The organism is Pseudomonas sp. WSY_20, assembly GCF_043104335.1.
Lineage (GTDB): Bacteria > Pseudomonadota > Gammaproteobacteria > Pseudomonadales > Pseudomonadaceae > Aquipseudomonas > Aquipseudomonas parafulva_B.
Genome location: NZ_JBICKP010000038.1, coordinates 20,591 through 38,663, shown reverse-complemented (window position 1 = coordinate 38,663; position 18,073 = coordinate 20,591). Strand labels below are relative to the sequence as shown.

The following is an 18,073-nucleotide window of genomic DNA, read 5'->3' as shown; positions in this document are numbered from 1 at the left end:
TGCTATGTTGAAAGTCGAAGTTTATCGCTACAACCCCGACACCGACGCGGCCCCCAAGATGGAGTCGTTCGACGTCGATACCGGCGGCAAGGACCTGATGGTTCTGGATGTATTGGCGCTGATCAAGGAAAAGGACGAGGGCTTCTCGTACCGTCGCTCCTGCCGTGAAGGCGTGTGCGGTTCCGATGGCATGAACATGAACGGCAAGAACGGCCTGGCCTGCATCACCCCGCTGTCGGGCGTGGTCAAGGGCAACAAGCTGGTACTGCGTCCGTTGCCTGGCCTGCCGGTCATTCGTGACCTGGTCGTGGACATGAGCATCTTCTACAAGCAGTACGAGAAGGTGAAACCGTTCCTGCAGAACGATACGCCGCCTCCGGCCATCGAACGTCTGCAGTCGCCGGAAGACCGTGACAAGCTGGACGGCTTGTACGAGTGCATCCTGTGCGCGTGCTGCTCCACGTCCTGCCCGTCGTTCTGGTGGAACCCGGACAAGTTCCTGGGCCCCGCCGCGCTGTTGCAGGCCTACCGTTTCCTGGCCGACAGCCGTGACACCAAAACCCAGGAGCGCCTGGCGTCCCTGGATGACCCGTTCAGCGTATTCCGCTGCCGCGGGATCATGAACTGCGTCAACGTTTGCCCTAAAGGTCTCAATCCGACCAAGGCGATCGGCCACGTACGTAACATGCTGCTGCAAAGCGGCACCTGATACACGTTGTACCTGCAGTACGCCGACGTGCGGGTGTAACACCCGCACCGAGGTAAAACCCGAACGGGGCTCACAAAGCCCCTGTTCATTACCTATGAAGATGAGACCAGCAGGGGCTTTCCGGGCTGGTACCCGGAAAATCAGCAGGATCCAGGTGGCGTGGTTCAGTCGCTGTTTTCGGACCGTTCCAGGTTTTCATGGCTCTCGCCGATCAGTCCCCTAATCGAGGGTGACCAAGCATGCAAGAAAGCGTGATGCAGCGCATGTGGGAAAGCGCCCACCTTTCAGGTGGTAACGCTGCATATGTGGAAGAGCTCTACGAACTCTACCTGCACGACCCTAACGCTGTGCCAGAAGAGTGGCGCACCTACTTCCAGAAGTTGCCCGCCGACGGCAGCACCGCTACCGACGTATCGCACTCCACGATCCGCGATCATTTCGTACTGCTGGCAAAGAACCAGCGCCGCGCCCAGCCGGTATCTGCCGGGAGCGTGAGCAGTGAACACGAGAAGAAGCAGGTTGAAGTGCTGCGACTGATCCAGGCCTATCGTATGCGCGGCCATCAGGCTGCCAAGCTCGACCCCTTGGGGTTGTGGCAGCGCCCTGCGCCCGTAGACCTGTCGATCAATCACTACGGCTTGACCAATGCCGATCTTGATACGACCTTCCGTGCCGGCGACCTGTTCATCGGCAAAGAGGAGGCGAGCCTACGCGACATCCTCGATGCGCTCCAGAAGACATATTGTCGCACCATTGGCGCCGAGTTCACCCACATCGTCGATTCCGAGCAGCGCAGCTGGTTCCAGCAGCGCCTGGAAAGCGTGCGTGGCCGTCCTGAATTCTCCGCCGACGTGCAGTCCCACCTGCTCGAGCGCGTCACTGCAGGCGAAGGCCTGGAGAAATACCTGGGTACCAAGTACCCGGGCACCAAGCGTTTCGGCCTGGAAGGTGGCGAAAGCCTGATCCCGATGCTGGACGAAATGATCCAGCGCTCCGGCTCCTACGGCACCAAAGAAGTCGTCATCGGCATGGCCCACCGTGGTCGCCTGAACGTGCTGGTCAATACCTTCGGCAAGAACCCGCGCGAGCTGTTCGACGAGTTCGAAGGCAAGAAGATGAACGAGCTGGGCTCCGGTGACGTGAAGTATCACCAGGGCTTCTCTTCTAACGTGATGACCCCAGGCGGCGAAGTCCACCTGGCCATGGCGTTCAACCCGTCTCACCTTGAAATCGTGTCGCCTGTGGTCGAAGGCTCGGTGCGCGCCCGTCAGGACCGCCGCAACGACAGCGTTGGCGACAAGGTGCTGCCTATCTCCATCCACGGCGACGCGGCCTTCGCAGGCCAGGGCGTGGTGATGGAAACCTTCCAGATGTCGCAGACCCGCGGTTTCAAGACCGGCGGTACCGTGCACATCGTGATCAACAACCAGGTTGGCTTCACCATCAGCAACCCGCTCGATGCGCGCTCGACCGAGTACGCCACCGACGTGGCCAAGATGATTCAGGCGCCGATCCTGCACGTCAATGGCGACGATCCGGAAGCCGTGTTGTTCGTCACCCAGCTGGCCGTCGACTACCGCATGCAGTTCAAGCGTGACGTGGTCATCGATCTGGTTTGCTACCGTCGCCGCGGTCACAACGAGGCCGACGAGCCCAACGGCACCCAGCCGCTGATGTACCAGCAGATCACCAAGCAGCGCACCACCCGCGAGCTGTACGCCGAAGCCCTCATCCAGGCAGGCCGCATCGACGCCGAGCGCGCCCAGTCCAAGATCGACGACTACCGCAGTGCGCTGGACAACGGCCTGCATGTGGTCAAGAGCCTGGTCAAGGAGCCGAACCGCGAGTTGTTCGTGGACTGGCGCCCCTACCTGGGTCACGCCTGGACGGCTCGCCACGACACCCGCTTCGACCTCAAGACCCTGCAGGAGCTGTCGGCAAAACTGCTGGAGCTGCCTGAAGGTTTCGTGGTCCAGCGTCAGGTCGCCAAGATCTACGAAGATCGCCAGAAGATGCAAGCCGGTGGCCTGCCGATCAACTGGGGCTACGCCGAAACCATGGCCTACGCCACGCTGCAGTTCGAAGGGCACCCGATCCGCATGACCGGCCAGGACATCGGACGCGGCACCTTCTCCCACCGTCACGCGGTGCTGCACAACCAGAAGGACGCCAGCACCTACGTACCGCTGAAGAACCTGTACCCGGGCCAGCCACGCTTCGAACTGTACGACTCCTTCCTGTCCGAGGAAGCGGTGCTGGCATTCGAGTACGGCTACTCCACCACCACGCCGAACGCGTTGGTGATCTGGGAAGCTCAGTTCGGCGACTTCGCCAACGGTGCGCAAGTGGTGATCGACCAGTTCATCACCAGTGGCGAGCACAAGTGGGGCCGTCTGTGCGGCTTGACCATGCTGTTGCCGCACGGTTATGAAGGCCAGGGCCCAGAGCACTCCTCGGCGCGCCTGGAGCGTTACCTGCAGCTATGTGCAGAGCAGAACATCCAGGTCTGTGTGCCGACCACGCCGGCGCAGATCTATCACCTGCTGCGTCGTCAGGTCATTCGCCCGCTGCGCAAGCCGCTGATCGTGCTCACGCCCAAGTCGCTGCTGCGTCACAAGCTCGCCGTCTCGACGCTCGAAGACCTGGCGGAAGGTTCGTTCCAGACCGTCATTCCGGAAATCGACACCCTCGATCCGGCCAAGGTCGAGCGCCTGGTGCTGTGCGGTGGCAAGGTCTACTACGACCTGCTGGAAAAACGTCGTGCCGAAGGCCGCGAAGACATTGCGATCGTGCGTATCGAGCAGTTGTATCCGTTCCCGGAAGACGACCTGGTCGAAATCCTGGCGCCGTACACCAACCTCAAGCACGCGGTCTGGTGTCAGGAAGAGCCGATGAACCAGGGCGCCTGGTACAGCAGCCAGCACCACATGCGTCGTATCCTGGGCCGCCACAACAAGGCGCTGAACCTGGAATACGCCGGTCGCGAAGCTTCTGCCGCGCCAGCCTGTGGTTACGCTTCCAAGCACGCCGAACAGCAGGAACGACTGCTGCAAGACGCGTTCACCGTTTAACGCCTTCGCGCATCTGAAACCGAATTTAAGGAAACACTGATAATGGCTATCGAGATCAAAGCCCCAACCTTCCCGGAATCGGTTGCCGACGGCACCGTTGCCACCTGGCACAAGCAGCCAGGCGACGCCGTCAAGCGGGACGAGCTGATCGTCGACATCGAGACCGACAAGGTCGTGCTGGAAGTGCTGGCCACTGCCGACGGCGTGTTGGGTGACATCGTCAAGGGCGAGGGCGATACCGTCCTGTCCGACGAAGTGCTGGGTTCGATCGTGGAGGGCGGCGCTGCTGCCGCTGCACCTGCTGCTGCGCCTGCCCAGGCCGCCGCACCGGCCGCCGCCGCTGCCGACGCCGGTGAAGACGACCCGGTCGCTGCCCCTGCTGCGCGCAAGCTGGCAGAAGAAAATGGCATCGACCTGGCCAGCGTGTCGGGTACCGGTAAAGGCGGTCGCGTGACCAAGGAAGATGTGGTCGCCGCCGTTGCCAATAAAAAGTCGGCGCCTGCCCCGGCGGCCAAGCCTGCCGCTGCAGCACCGGCACCGGTCGTGACCGCCGCTGGCGATCGTACCGAGAAGCGTGTGCCGATGACCCGTCTGCGCGCCAAGATCGCCGAGCGCCTGGTCGAAGCCCAGTCCAACATGGCCATGCTGACCACCTTCAACGAAGTCGACATGACCGAAGTCATGGCCCTGCGTTCGAAGTACAAGGACCTGTTCGAGAAGACCCACAACGGCGTGCGCCTGGGCTTCATGTCGTTCTTCGTCAAGGCTGCGACCGAAGCGCTCAAGCGCTTCCCGGCTGTCAACGCCTCGATCGACGGTAACGACATCGTCTACCATGGTTACGCGGACGTCGGTGTAGCGGTCTCCAGCGACCGTGGCCTGGTGGTCCCGGTACTGCGCAACGCCGAGTCCATGAGCCTGGCCGAAATCGAGAACGGTATCGCCACCTTCGGCAAGAAAGCCCGTGACGGCAAGCTGGCCATCGAAGAAATGACCGGCGGCACCTTCACCATCACCAACGGTGGTACCTTCGGTTCGATGATGTCGACGCCGATCGTCAACCCACCACAAGCCGCGATCCTGGGCATGCACAACATCATCCAGCGCCCGATGGCCATCAATGGCCAAGTGGTGATTCGCCCGATGATGTACCTGGCGCTGTCCTACGATCACCGCCTGATCGACGGCAAGGAAGCGGTGACCTTCCTGGTGACCATCAAGAACCTGCTGGAAGATCCGTCCCGCCTGCTGCTGGACATCTAATCGCGCAGCTGTAAGCTGCGAGCGACAGGCTTCAGATCGAAGCCTGTCTGTCTTGCGGCTTGCAGCGGCCGCTTGAGCTAACAAGGAATCTTTTATGACCCAGAAATTCGACGTGGTAGTGATTGGTGCCGGTCCTGGCGGCTATGTAGCTGCTATCAAGGCCGCCCAACTTGGTCTGAAGACTGCCTGCATCGAGAAGTACACCGACGCCGAGGGCAAGCTGGCCCTGGGCGGCACTTGCCTCAACGTAGGCTGCATTCCTTCCAAGGCGCTGCTGGACAGCTCTTGGAAATACAAGGAAGCCAAAGAGAGCTTCAACGTCCACGGTATCTCCACTGGCGAAGTGAAGATGGACGTACCGGCGATGGTTGGCCGCAAGGCAGGCATCGTCAAGAACCTGACCGGCGGTGTCGCCACCCTGTTTAAGGCCAACGGCGTGACCTCCATCCAGGGCCACGGCAAGCTGCTGGCGGGCAAGAAGGTCGAAGTGACCAAGGCTGACGGCACCAGCGAAGTCATCGAAGCGGATAACGTCATCCTGGCTTCCGGCTCGCGCCCGATCGACATTCCGCCGGCCCCGGTCGACCAGAATGTGATCGTCGACTCCACCGGCGCCCTGGAATTCCAAGCCGTGCCCAAGCGCCTTGGCGTGATCGGTGCTGGCGTGATCGGCCTGGAACTGGGTTCGGTATGGGCGCGTCTGGGCGCAGAAGTGACCGTACTCGAAGCCCTGGACACCTTCCTGATGGCTGCCGACACCGCCGTCTCCAAGGAAGCCCAGAAGGTTCTGACCAAGCAAGGCCTGGACATCAAGCTGGGTGCGCGCGTCACCGGTTCCAAGGTCAACGGCGACGAAGTCGAAGTGACCTACACCAACGCCGAAGGCGAGCAGAAGATCACCTTCGACAAGCTGATCGTTGCGGTGGGCCGCCGTCCAGTGACCACCGACCTGCTGGCTGCCGACAGCGGTGTGAACATCGACGAGCGTGGCTACATCTACGTCGATGACCAGTGCGCGACCAGCGTGCCGGGCGTCTACGCCATCGGTGACGTGGTGCGTGGCCTGATGCTGGCGCACAAGGCCTCGGAAGAGGGCATCATGGTCGTCGAGCGCATCAAGGGTCACAAGGCCCAGATGAACTACGACCTGATCCCATCGGTCATTTACACCCACCCGGAAATCGCATGGGTCGGCAAGACCGAACAGTCCTTGAAGGCCGAGGGTGTTGAGGTTAACGTGGGCACCTTCCCGTTCGCGGCCAGCGGCCGTGCGATGGCGGCCAACGACACCGGTGGTTTCGTCAAGGTCATCGCCGATGCCAAGACCGACCGCGTACTGGGTGTGCACGTGATTGGCCCATCGGCTGCCGAACTGGTACAGCAGGGCGCAATCGCAATGGAATTCGGCACCAGTGCCGAGGATCTGGGCATGATGGTCTTCAGCCATCCAACCCTGTCCGAAGCGTTGCACGAAGCAGCGCTGGCGGTGAATGGCGGTGCCATTCACGTCGCCAACCGTAAGAAGCGTTAATCATAAGAAACCACGGCGGGCTGCCCGTCGTGAGTCTTGCGTGCATGACTCACCGCGGAAAGTCCGCCGGACCGGATCACATGGGATAACCCGGGGTCAACGGTCACAGGTGGTGCGGCGCCAGTGATGGCGCAGCGCCGAAGCGCAGTACCTAACGAAGACGGTAAAAAGCATGAATCTTCACGAGTATCAGGGTAAGCAGCTGTTCGCTGAGTACGGCCTGCCAGTTTCCAAGGGTTTCGCGGTCGATACCCCTGAAGAAGCGGCAGAAGCCTGCGACAAGATCGGCGGGAACGAGTGGGTCGTCAAAGCCCAGGTTCACGCTGGTGGTCGCGGCAAAGCGGGCGGCGTCAAGCTGGTTCGCAGCAAGGAAGACGCCAAGGCGTTCGCTGCACAGTGGTTGGGCAAGAATCTGGTCACCTACCAGACCGATGCCAACGGTCAACCCGTCTCCAAGATTCTGGTCGAATCCTGCACCGACATCGCCAAAGAGCTGTACCTGGGCGCTGTGGTCGATCGCTCGAGCCGCCGCATCGTGTTCATGGCCTCCACCGAAGGTGGCGTGGACATCGAGAAAGTCGCTCACGACACACCTGAAAAAATCCTCAAGGCCACTATCGATCCACTGGTCGGCGCTCAGCCGTTCCAAGGTCGCGAGCTGGCGTTCCAGCTGGGTCTGGAAGGCAAGCAAGTGCAACAGTTCGCCAAGATCTTCGTGGGCCTGGCCAAGCTGTTCAAGGATCACGATCTGGCCCTGCTGGAAGTGAACCCGCTGGTGATCAAGGCCGACGGCGACCTGCACTGCCTCGATGCCAAGATCAACATCGATGCCAACGCCATGTACCGTCAGCCCAAGCTGAAAACCTTCCACGACCCGTCCCAGGACGATGCCCGTGAAGCCCACGCTGCCAAGTTCGAACTGAACTACGTTGCCCTGGAAGGCAACATCGGCTGCATGGTCAACGGTGCTGGCCTGGCCATGGGTACCATGGACATCGTCAACCTGCATGGCGGCAAGCCAGCCAACTTCCTCGACGTGGGCGGCGGTGCTACCAAGGAACGCGTTACCGAAGCGTTCAAGATCATTCTGTCCGACAGCAATGTCGCGGCCGTTCTGGTCAACATCTTCGGCGGCATCGTTCGCTGCGACATGATTGCCGAAGGCATCATCGGTGCTGTGAAGGAAGTCGGCGTGAAGGTGCCGGTCGTCGTTCGCCTTGAAGGCAACAACGCCGAACTGGGCGCTAAAGTACTGGCAGAAAGCGGTTTGAACATCATTGCTGCAACCAGCCTGACCGACGCTGCTCAACAAGTTGTCAAAGCTGCGGAGGGCAAGTAATGAGCGTCCTGATCAATAAAGACACCAAAGTCATCTGCCAGGGCTTCACCGGCTCGCAGGGTACTTTCCACTCCGAACAAGCCATCGCCTACGGCACCAAGATGGTCGGCGGCGTCACTCCAGGCAAGGGTGGCACCACCCACCTGGGCCTGCCGGTGTTCAACACCGTCAAGGAAGCCGTTGAGGCGACCGGCGCCGATGCTTCGGTCATCTACGTACCAGCGCCGTTCTGCAAGGACTCGATCCTGGAAGCAGCGTTTGGCGGCATCAAGCTGATCGTGTGCATTACCGAAGGCATTCCGACCCTGGACATGCTGGACGCCAAGGTCAAGTGCGACGAGCTGGGCGTGACCCTGATCGGCCCTAACTGCCCAGGCGTCATCACGCCGGGCGAGTGCAAGATCGGCATCATGCCGGGTCACATTCACTTGCCAGGCAAGGTCGGTATCGTGTCGCGCTCCGGCACCCTGACCTACGAAGCTGTCAAGCAGACCACCGACGCCGGCTTCGGCCAGTCGACCTGTGTCGGCATCGGCGGTGACCCGATCCCGGGCTCCAACTTCATCGACATCCTGAAGCTGTTCCAGGAAGACCCGAAGACTGAAGCGATCGTCATGATCGGTGAGATCGGCGGTTCGGCTGAAGAAGAAGCCGCAGCCTACATCAAGGCCAACGTCACCAAGCCTGTCGTTTCCTACATCGCCGGTGTTACCGCACCTGCGGGCAAGCGCATGGGCCACGCTGGCGCCATCATTTCGGGCGGCAAGGGCACTGCAGACGAGAAGTTCGCAGCCCTGCAGGACGCAGGTGTCAAAACCGTACGTTCGCTGGCTGACATCGGCAAGGCCTTGGCCGAGCTGACCGGTTGGGAAGTGAAGAAGTAATATTGCTGCACCCCCCACGCGCACAGAGGCCACCTTCGGGTGGCCTTTGTCGTATAGGGGCGCCGATTAATCTCGTGAAGATGTGCTCGTCAGGTCAGGGGGCCAAACGGATTAGGTTTTCTCGATAGCTGTGATAGGAATTTTCGTACATACACCCTGTTCAACCAGCGGATAATACCGATCGTCCCGTTCACGCAGACGACAATGACGTACGCACATCGGACAACACGCACTGTGCCAGTGCGTTTGAAGGGTAAACCGGTTAATCTACGCGACTATTTTGTGCCCGTGCCCCAAAAGGGAACGACACGCTAAACGGGTCTGGCCTACCAAGCCGGGCAGCATTTCCCTCACCCATGGGGAAATCCCCTCACGAATCCCGATTTCAGCAGTGTGGTACTACCTCAAATGAAAGTTCTCAAAGGCCAGGATATCCTGGCGCTTGGCTTTATGACGTTCGCGCTTTTCGTAGGCGCTGGCAATATCATCTTTCCGCCCATCGTCGGCCTGCAATCCGGCCCGCACGTGTGGATGGCTGCGCTGGGCTTTTTGGTCACGGCGGTGGGGCTGCCTGTGATCACCGTGGTCGCCCTGGCCAAGGTCGGCGGCGGCATGGATGCGCTGAGCAGCCCGATCGGCAAGTTCTTTGGTGGCCTGCTGGCCGCCGTTTGCTACCTGTCGGTAGGCCCCTTGTTCGCAACACCGCGTACCGCGACGGTATCGTTCGAAGTGGGTGTAGCGCCGTTGACGGGTGAAAGCCCGCTGGCGCTGTTCATCTACAGCCTGGTCTACTTCATCGTGGTGTTGGCGGTGTCGATGTACCCTGGCAAGCTGCTGGACACCGTGGGTCGGTTCCTGGCACCGCTCAAGATCATCGCGCTGGCCGTGCTTGGCATCGCGGCCTTCGCCTTGCCAGCGGGCACCATTGGAGAGGCGCAGCCTGCCTATGCTGCTGCCGCGTTCTCCAAGGGCTTCTCCGATGGCTACCTGACCATGGATACGCTCGGGGCGCTGGTATTTGGCATCGTCATCGTCAACGCCATCCGCTCGCGCGGCGTGGAGTCGCCCAAGTTGATCACTCGCTATGCCATCATTGCCGGGTTGATTGCCGGTGTTGGCCTGGCGCTGGTGTATATCAGCTTGTTCCGCCTGGGCGCCGGTAGCCACGAAATCGCGGCAGGGGCCAGCAACGGGGCGGCTGTGCTGCACGCCTATGTGCAACATACCTTCGGCTCGTTGGGCAGCGGCTTCCTGGCCGTGTTGATCGCACTGGCGTGCCTGGTGACTGCCGTGGGCTTGACCTGCGCGTGTGCCGAGTACTTCAGCCAGATCCTGCCGTTGTCCTACCGCGCGCTGGTCGTGATCCTGGCAGGCTTCTCGCTGCTGGTGTCCAACCTCGGGCTGACCAAGCTGATCATGTTCTCGATCCCTGTGCTCACCGCCATCTACCCGCCGTGCATCGTCGTGGTGGGGCTGAGCTTCGTGAACGAGCTGTGGAACTCGCCAACGCGCATCCTCGGCCCGGTGATGCTGGTCTCGTTGCTGTTCGGCATGGTAGATGCCGTCAAAGGTAGCGACATTGCCCACGTGCTCCCGGACTTCATGGCTCACTTGCCCTTGAGCGATCAGGGCCTGGCTTGGCTGGTGCCGTCGGTGGTGACCTTGGCGGGTGCAGTGGTATGCGATCGCATGCTCGGCAAGCCCCGCCAGGCCATGGCATGAGTTGCTAAGCCCAGGGTGCGGCATCGGCCACAAGCCACGAGATGCTGGACCCACTGCTTGGCACTGCAAGCCCCGCATTCGCAAGGATGCGGGGCTTTTGTTCATATGCACCTTGGCAAACGTCGCAAGCGAGCCGCCTTGGAAATTATTCGCCGGAGTTCGCGTGCCTTTTGCGGCTTGCCAGCGTCGAAAGACGGTCTTTATGCTTTCGGCACATGGCACCTACGGATCTCTGCATGAACTTCATCCTGAGCAACCTCAATAACCTCATAGCGGCATGCTGGTTCGTGCTGTGCTGGGGCGGCTATACGCGCTATGCCATCTGGAAGGGGCGGGACACCGCATGCTTGGCCAGCGTGTTGCATTTATACCGTGAAGACTGGATGCGCAGGATGCTGCTGCGTGACAACCGCATTGCCGATGCCAGCGTCATCGGCAACCTGGAACGCAACGCCTCCTTTTTCGCCTCCAGCACCCTGATCATCCTGGCGGGTATCTTGACTGTGCTGGGGGCTTCCGACCGCGCGCTGTCGTTGCTGGCGGATTTACCGCTGGTGCAGCAGGCATCCCAGGGCATGTCGGAGATCAAGTTGCTGTGCCTGGCCACGGTGTTCGTGTATGCCTTCTTCACGTTCAGCTGGTGCATGCGTCAATACAACTTCGCTGCCGTACTGGTGGGCTCGGCGCCCATGATCGGCGAGCGTCAGGTAAGCGAACTAGAGCGCAAGGCCTTTGCCTTGAGGGCGGCCAGGGTGCTGTCATTGGCGGCCAACCAATTCAACTTCGGGCTGCGCGCTTATTACTTCGGCATGGCCATGTTGAGCTGGTTTATCAACCCCTGGTTGTTCATGGCGGTAAGTGTAGGGGTTGTGCTGATCCTTTATCGCCGCGAGTTCCATTCAGACGTGCTTGACGTCATGGTGTTCACCCCCACCGAAAGTTCGACAGGCGAGTTGCACGCCCCACAGTCCACGTTGCCTAACTGAAACGATTAGTCCACGAATGACAGGCATAAAAAAACCCGACAATGTCGGGTTTTTTGTTCGGTTCGATTACTGCTTGGCAGGATCGGCCGGCGTAGTGGTGGTCGCTGGCGTGGCTGGGGCAGCCTCTTCGGCAGCCTTGCGATTGGCTTCGGCCTGGTCTTGGGCAGCTTCGGCGTTTTCCTTGGCGGCTTCGTTCATCTTGTCCTGTGCGTCACCCATCTTCTCCTGGGCTTCTTCACGGTGTTCTTGTGCGTCCTGGGCTTTGTCTTCGCTCGCTTTATCGCAAGCAGCCAGGCCCATGGCAGCAGCCAGCATCAGAGCAAAAGCAAATGGTTTACGCATGAGGGTGTCTCTCCTTGGTGGAATAAGTTGACTTGATGCTTCGAGTCGGGCCCTGCTGGATTAGTTCCACCGTCATTACGCAGATATTAAATATCTTGAAACTGAACTTCCGGCCATGGCGATTGTTTCGCACTAAGGCGGGTTAACGGCCGCGGGCAACTGCAACTCCGCCAGTATGGCAGTGCACGGCAGGTACGCACATGCACGTCTTTTCGTTGCGTCAGTATCCGTACCCGTCTGAACCTGGAAACGATACACCGCCTGCGGCAAGCAGGGCGGCCAAGCAGCTTGCCACGACCTGCTCGGATTTGAAGATCGAATCGGGCAAGCCCTTGAAATCAATTCGGCAGCCCCCATCTGCATGACATCCGCCGCCAACGCAGCCATCCATGCCGCTTGGCGACCACTGTCATCTGATCGGAGTTTGAAGAACATGAGCGTGGAGACTCAAAAAGAAACGCTGGGCTTCCAGACCGAGGTGAAGCAACTGCTGCACCTCATGATCCATTCCTTGTACTCGAACAAGGAGATCTTCCTGCGCGAACTGATCTCCAACGCCTCCGACGCCTCCGATAAGCTGCGTTTCGAGGCGCTGGCAAAGCCCGAACTGCTCGAAGGCGATGCGGACCTGAAGATTCGACTGAGCTTCGACAAGGAGGCCGGTACGGTCACCCTCGAGGACAACGGCATCGGCATGAGCCGCGACGACGTCATCGCTCACCTGGGTACCATTGCCAAATCCGGCACTGCCGACTTCATGAAGAACCTCACCGGCGATCAGAAGAAAGACTCGCACCTGATCGGTCAGTTTGGCGTGGGCTTCTACTCGGCATTCATCGTGGCTGATCAGGTCGATGTCTACAGCCGTCGCGCGGGCCAGCCCGCCAGCGAAGGCGTGCACTGGTCGTCCAAGGGCGAGGGCGAGTTTGAAGTCGCGACCATCGACAAGCCTGAGCGCGGTACCCGCATTGTTCTGCACCTGAAAAAGGACGAGCTGGAATTCGCCGATGGCTGGCGCCTGCGCAACGTGGTCAAGAAGTACTCCGATCACATTGCCCTGCCAATTCAGTTGCCCAAGGAACAGACAGCAGCCGAAGGCGAAGAGCAGCCAGCCCAAGAGTGGGAAACCGTCAACCGTGCAAGCGCCCTGTGGACCCGTCCGCGTACCGAGATCAAGGACGAGGAATATCAGGAGTTCTACAAGCACATCGGCCATGACTTCGAAAACCCGTTGGCCTGGAGCCATAACAAGGTCGAAGGCAAGCTTGAATACAACTCGCTGCTGTACGTGCCTGCCCGCGCCCCGTTCGACCTGTACCAGCGTGAAGCGCCGCGTGGCTTGAAGCTGTACGTTCAGCGCGTGTTCATCATGGATCAGGCCGAGTCGTTCCTGCCGCTTTACCTGCGCTTCATCAAGGGTGTGGTGGATTCCAACGACTTGTCGCTGAACGTGTCGCGGGAAATCCTGCAGAAAGACCCGATCATCGATTCGATGAAGACCGCGTTGACCAAGCGCGTGCTGGACATGCTCGAAAAACTGTCCAAGAACGAGCCAGAGCAGTACAAGAGCTTCTGGAAGAACTTCGGTCAGGTGTTGAAAGAGGGCCCGGCCGAAGACTTTGCCAACAAGGAAAAGATCGCTGGCCTGTTGCGCTTCGCGTCTACCCACGACGAAAGCGGCGAGCAGAGCGTGTCGCTGGCCGACTACCTGGCCCGCGCCAAGGAAGGGCAGGACAAGATCTACTACCTCACCGGCGAGTCCTACGCGCAGGTCAAGAACAGCCCGCACCTCGAAGTCTTCCGCAAGAAAGGCATCGAAGTGTTGCTGCTGACCGACCGCATCGACGAGTGGCTGATGAGCTACCTGAACGAATTCGACGGCAAGGCGTTCGTGGATGTGGCCCGTGGCGATCTGGATCTAGGCAAACTGGATACCGAAGAAGACAAAAAGGCCCAGGAAGAAGTCGCCAAGGATAAGGAAGGCCTGGTAGAGCGCCTGAAAAGCGCATTGGGCGAAAACGTCGCCGAGGTCCGCGTCTCCCATCGCCTGACGGATTCGCCAGCCATTCTGGCCATCGGCGAGCAGGACCTGGGGCTGCAGATGCGCCAGATTCTGGAAGCCAGCGGCCAGAAAGTGCCCGATTCCAAGCCCATCTTCGAGTTCAACCCGACCCACCCGCTGATCGAGAAGCTCGATCACGAACAGAGCGAGGACCGCTTCGCCGAGCTGTCGCACATTCTGTTCGACCAGGCCGCGCTGGCAGCCGGTGACAGTCTGAAAGATCCCGCAGCCTACGTGCGGCGCCTGAACAAGCTGTTGGTCGAGTTGTCTGCTTGAATTGACGTATGGCTAAAGCCCGCTTCGGCGGGCTTTTTTCATGGTGCAGCCTTAAGGAGTACAGCATGAGCAAGGTAGTCGTCGAATCCCTGGTCCATCACCTGTCCGGCAAGACCTTCGAGAGCCGTTTGGCCTATGAGCCCGGCGCCTTGGGTCGGCCTGGCCTGGTGATGGCGCCCAACTGGATGGGCGTGACCGAAGGGGCCGAGCGCATCGCCAAGGAAGTGGCAGCGCAAGGTTATGTGGTGCTGCTCGTCGATCTCTATGGTCAGACCGTTCGCCCGGCGAATGCCGATGAGGCGGGCGCTGCAATGATGCCGCTCAAAGAAGACCGCGCCGAGTTGCGCAGGCGCATGGAAGACGCCCTTGCCCAGTTGCTGGGCCAGTCCAAGGCGCCGCTGAGCCCCGGCAAGGTGGCGACCTTCGGGTTCTGCTTCGGGGGATGCTGTGCGCTCGAACTGGCGCGCGCGGGGGCTGATCTGCGAGCAGCGATCTCCTTCCATGGCACACTGGACACGCCTGATCCTGAGGATGCCAAACGCATCAAGGGCTCGGTCCTGGTGCTGCATGGCGCATCCGACCCCTTGGTGCCCCAAGAGCAGCTCCCGGCGTTCGAAAATGAAATGAACGCCGCCAAAGTCGATTGGCAACTGGTGAGCTATGGCGGTGCGGTGCATTCGTTCACTGACCCGGATGCCAACGTGCCTGGCAAGACGCAGTACGACCGGCGCACCTCCGAGCGGGCCTTCCGCGCAATGCACAACCTGCTGGCCGAGGTATTCCAGCGCTAGCGCGCACGTGACCGGAGCGATTGCCAGCGCTGCGTTGATGGCAGGGCTGGCGAACCGCACGCTGCCCTTGCAGGTCTAGTAGGTTTGCCCCTTACAAGGAAGCCAACCATGATCGCCAGAGCACTGGCCTGCGTAGCGTTGACCGCCTGGCTTGGCCCAGGTGCCGAGGCCCGTGAATACCGCTACAGCGATGCGCACCTGCATTGCGTGGATTTCTTCCAGGAATCCGAAGGTATGCCGGCGCTGCTCAGGGCCATGGACGCTGCAGGCATCGATCAGTCGATGATCTCCGGCATCCCCGTTGCCAAGAAATGGCATGAAGACGAGCCCAAGCGCCCCCGCTATTACGCCGGCGACGATGCCGACGCCTATTGGTACAGTGCCACCGATACTTACGTGGCAGCGGCGCTGCAGCAGTTGTCGGGCGAACAGCGCAAGCGATTTCACCCCTTCCTGACCGGCTTCAATCCAGTCGACAAGAATGCCGTGAGCCATATCGAGCGCATGCTCGACCTTTATCCAGGCCTCTGGCAGGGTATCGGCGAGGTATTCACACGTCACGATGACCTGACGGCGTTGACCAGCGGTGAAACCCCGCGTGCCAACAACGAAGCCATGACGCGGGTCTATCACCTGGCCGCCGAGCGCGACCTGCCGGTGCTGTTGCATTCCAATATCACCTCCAAGCGCGAGCGTAACCCTTTGTACCTGGCCGAGATCGAAGAGCCCCTGCGCAATCATCCGCATACGCGCTTCATCTGGGCACACGCTGGCAGCAGCATGGAAATTCACCGGCACCAGACACAGATGGATTTTCTGCTGCCCGTGCTGACGCGATTGCTCGAAGATTACCCGAACCTGTATGTGGACCTGTCGTGGAGTGTGCTCAAGCCCTACCTGCTCGATGAGCAAGGCGTCCCACGCGAACCCTGGCTGGCGCTGGTAAAGCGGTATCCGACGCGGTTCATGCTGGGCTCGGATGTGGTCGGCCGCTTCGATAGCCTGGGGAAGGAGATGGACAGTTTCAGGTCATTTCTGGATGCCTTGCCCGAGGACGTGGCCAGGCGCGTGGCCAAGGACAACTTCCTGGCTGTACTGCCCAAGGGGAAATGACACAGGTCCCGTCGTGCCCCATGGGATCTTTTTTACAACGTAAATGAAAACGCCCCGAACCAGTCGGGGCGTTTTCTATTGGCGCGTCAGCGAATCACTTGCCTTCCCAGCGCTTGAGCACCAGGGTGGCGTTGGTGCCGCCGAAACCGAAGCTGTTGCTCATGACCGTATCGATCTTGGCATTTTCTTCGGTCTTGCGCAGGATTGGCAAGTCAGCGACCGCCGGGTCCAGTTCGTCGATGTTGGCCGAGCCGGCGATGAAGTTGTTCTCCATCATCAGCAGGCAGTAGATCGCCTCGTGTACACCGGCAGCCCCCAGGGAGTGACCGGACAAGCTCTTGGTCGAGCTGATCTTCGGTGCATTTTCGCCGAACACTTCACGAACGCCCTTCATTTCGGCAACGTCGCCCACTGGGGTAGAGGTGCCGTGGGTGTTCAGGTAGTCGATCGGGGTATCGACGGTCGACAGCGCCTGCTGCATGCAGCGGATGGCGCCTTCGCCGCTTGGGGCGACCATGTCATAGCCGTCGGAGGTGGCGCCATAGCCGACGATCTCGGCGTAAATCTTGGCGCCACGGGCCAGCGCATGTTCCAGCTCTTCGACCACCACCATGCCACCGCCACCGGCGATGACGAAGCCATCGCGGTCTGCGTCATAGGCACGCGAGGCCAGTTCCGGGGTTTCGTTGCGCTTGGTCGACAGGGCGCCCATGGCATCGAACAGGAACGACTGGCTCCAGTGCTCTTCTTCACCGCCGCCGGCGAACACGATGTCCTGCTTTCCCCACTGGATCTGCTCCAGTGCAGTACCAATGCAGTGGGCCGATGTAGCGCAGGCAGAAGAGATCGAGTAGTTGATGCCCTTGATCTTGAACGGCGTCGCCAGGCACGCCGAAACAGTGCTGCCCATGGTGCGAGTTACCCGGTAGGGGCCTACACGTTTGACGCCTTTTTCGCGCAGGGTATCCAGCGCTTCCATCTGGTTCAGGGTCGATGCACCACCGGAGCCGGCAACCAGGCCGGTACGCGGGCTGGAGACCTGCTCTTCGGTCAGGCCGGAGTCCTTGATGGCGTCCTGCATCGCCAGATAGGCGTAGGCAGCCGCATGCCCGACGAAACGGAAGACCTTGCGGTCGATCAGTTCCTCGAGATTGAGGTCGATGGAGCCGGAAACCTGGCTACGCAGCCCCATTTCCTTGTATTCCGGGTTGTAACGAATACCCGGACGGCTGTTGCGCAGGTTTTCGGTGACGGTAGCTTTGTCATTGCCCAGGCACGACACGATGCCCAGACCAGTGATAACGACGCGGCGCATGCGAATAACCCTTAGAAGTTGTCAGTGGAGGTGAACACGCCGACCCGCAGGCCTTCGGCGGTGTAGATCTCGCGGCCATCGACACTGACCGAACCATCGGCGATGGCCATGTTCAGCTTGCCTTTGAGCACGCGCTTGATGTGAATGTTGTAGGTGACGTTCTTGGCGGTGGGCAGCACCTGACCGAAGAACTTCACTTCACCGGAACCCAGTGCACGACCGCGGCCCGGCAGGCCTTGCCAGCCCAGGAAAAAGCCGACCAGCTGCCACATGGCATCGAGGCCCAGGCACCCTGGCATCACGGGGTCGCCTTCGAAATGGCAGGCAAAAAACCAAAGATCAGGATTGATGTCCAGCTCGGCGACCAATTCACCTTTGCCGTACTTGCCGCCTTCTTCACTGATGTGGGTGATGCGATCGACCATCAGCATGTTCGGCGCGGGCAGTTGCGCATTACCTGGGCCGAACAGCTCACCGCGACTGCAGCGCAGCAGGTCTTCCCGAGTAAAGGCGTGTTGTTTGGTCATGCGAGCTCCTCAATAACCCCCTGCGGCAGGGGATGAATCTTCCCGGCCGGCCCGTCACGCATTGCGAGCGGGTCGGCAGCCTACAGGTAGACTATTGCGTTGTAGTGAAAGTCACAGCGCACCTGTCGAAAGAAGTACAGGT

General features: G+C 60.4%; 14 protein-coding genes. 11 read left to right on the top strand and 3 right to left on the bottom strand.

What is annotated here, in order from left to right:
- Positions 1–4: 4 nt before the first annotated feature.
- From ACF8E5_RS10675 to ACF8E5_RS10640, 8 genes are all read left to right on the top strand, one after another.
- A complete protein-coding gene (locus ACF8E5_RS10675) occupies positions 5–709 on the top strand; it encodes a succinate dehydrogenase iron-sulfur subunit (protein ID WP_023533615.1) in 705 nt (234 codons plus the stop codon).
- Between the two features lie 239 nt (positions 710–948).
- Complete coding sequence (locus ACF8E5_RS10670) at positions 949–3,780, top strand: 2-oxoglutarate dehydrogenase E1 component (protein WP_058602664.1); 2,832 nt, start codon at positions 949–951, stop codon at positions 3,778–3,780.
- A 42-nt stretch (positions 3,781–3,822) separates the two neighbouring features.
- Positions 3,823–5,043 (top strand): 2-oxoglutarate dehydrogenase complex dihydrolipoyllysine-residue succinyltransferase, encoded by a 1,221-nt coding sequence (gene odhB, locus ACF8E5_RS10665; protein WP_078478823.1) that lies wholly within the window; start codon positions 3,823–3,825, stop codon positions 5,041–5,043.
- Positions 5,044–5,137: 94 nt separating this feature from the next.
- Positions 5,138–6,574: a dihydrolipoyl dehydrogenase gene (gene lpdA / locus ACF8E5_RS10660; protein ID WP_058602666.1), complete on the top strand. Its 1,437-nt coding sequence runs from the start codon at positions 5,138–5,140 to the stop codon at positions 6,572–6,574.
- A 172-nt stretch (positions 6,575–6,746) separates the two neighbouring features.
- Positions 6,747–7,913, top strand: a complete 1,167-nt coding sequence (gene sucC / locus ACF8E5_RS10655; RefSeq protein WP_023533614.1) for an ADP-forming succinate--CoA ligase subunit beta — start codon at positions 6,747–6,749, stop codon at positions 7,911–7,913.
- Positions 7,913–8,797, top strand: a complete 885-nt coding sequence (sucD, locus tag ACF8E5_RS10650) for a succinate--CoA ligase subunit alpha (protein WP_004376004.1) — start codon at positions 7,913–7,915, stop codon at positions 8,795–8,797. The genes sucC and sucD overlap by 1 nt, the downstream gene beginning before the upstream one ends.
- 408 nt (positions 8,798–9,205) lie before the next feature.
- The gene (brnQ, locus tag ACF8E5_RS10645) at positions 9,206–10,519 is read left to right on the top strand and encodes a branched-chain amino acid transport system II carrier protein (RefSeq protein ID WP_058639741.1); all 1,314 of its coding nucleotides are present in this window, start codon (positions 9,206–9,208) and stop codon (positions 10,517–10,519) included.
- 236 nt (positions 10,520–10,755) lie between these two features.
- On the top strand, positions 10,756–11,505 hold the full coding sequence (locus ACF8E5_RS10640) for a DUF599 domain-containing protein (protein ID WP_058602668.1): 750 nt from the start codon (positions 10,756–10,758) through the stop codon (positions 11,503–11,505).
- A 66-nt stretch (positions 11,506–11,571) separates the two neighbouring features.
- On the opposite strand, the gene ACF8E5_RS10635 is transcribed toward ACF8E5_RS10640, so the two are convergent.
- Positions 11,572–11,847, bottom strand: a complete 276-nt coding sequence (locus tag ACF8E5_RS10635; RefSeq protein ID WP_058602669.1) for a hypothetical protein — start codon at positions 11,845–11,847, stop codon at positions 11,572–11,574.
- Positions 11,848–12,280: 433 nt separating this feature from the next.
- On the opposite strand from ACF8E5_RS10635, the gene htpG reads away from it, so the two are divergent.
- The 3 genes from htpG (at position 12,281) to ACF8E5_RS10620 (ending at position 16,089) form a co-directional block, all read left to right on the top strand.
- Positions 12,281–14,185 (top strand): molecular chaperone HtpG, encoded by a 1,905-nt coding sequence (gene htpG, locus ACF8E5_RS10630; RefSeq protein WP_058602670.1) that lies wholly within the window; start codon positions 12,281–12,283, stop codon positions 14,183–14,185.
- A gap of 65 nt (positions 14,186–14,250) precedes the next feature.
- Complete coding sequence (locus tag ACF8E5_RS10625; RefSeq protein WP_197844748.1) at positions 14,251–14,976, top strand: dienelactone hydrolase family protein; 726 nt, start codon at positions 14,251–14,253, stop codon at positions 14,974–14,976.
- A 108-nt stretch (positions 14,977–15,084) separates the two neighbouring features.
- Positions 15,085–16,089 carry an amidohydrolase family protein gene (locus ACF8E5_RS10620; protein WP_392475250.1) on the top strand — a complete coding sequence of 335 codons (1,005 nt, stop codon included), beginning with the start codon at positions 15,085–15,087 and terminating at the stop codon, positions 16,087–16,089.
- A 94-nt stretch (positions 16,090–16,183) separates the two neighbouring features.
- Here the strand turns inward: ACF8E5_RS10620 and fabB are convergent, their stop codons facing one another.
- Both fabB and fabA read right to left on the bottom strand, forming a co-directional pair.
- Positions 16,184–17,404, bottom strand: a complete 1,221-nt coding sequence (fabB, locus tag ACF8E5_RS10615; protein ID WP_058639738.1) for a beta-ketoacyl-ACP synthase I — start codon at positions 17,402–17,404, stop codon at positions 16,184–16,186.
- Positions 17,405–17,415: 11 nt separating this feature from the next.
- On the bottom strand, positions 17,416–17,931 hold the full coding sequence (gene fabA, locus ACF8E5_RS10610; protein WP_023533607.1) for a 3-hydroxyacyl-[acyl-carrier-protein] dehydratase FabA: 516 nt from the start codon (positions 17,929–17,931) through the stop codon (positions 17,416–17,418).
- Between the last annotated feature and the right edge of the window lie 142 nt (positions 17,932–18,073).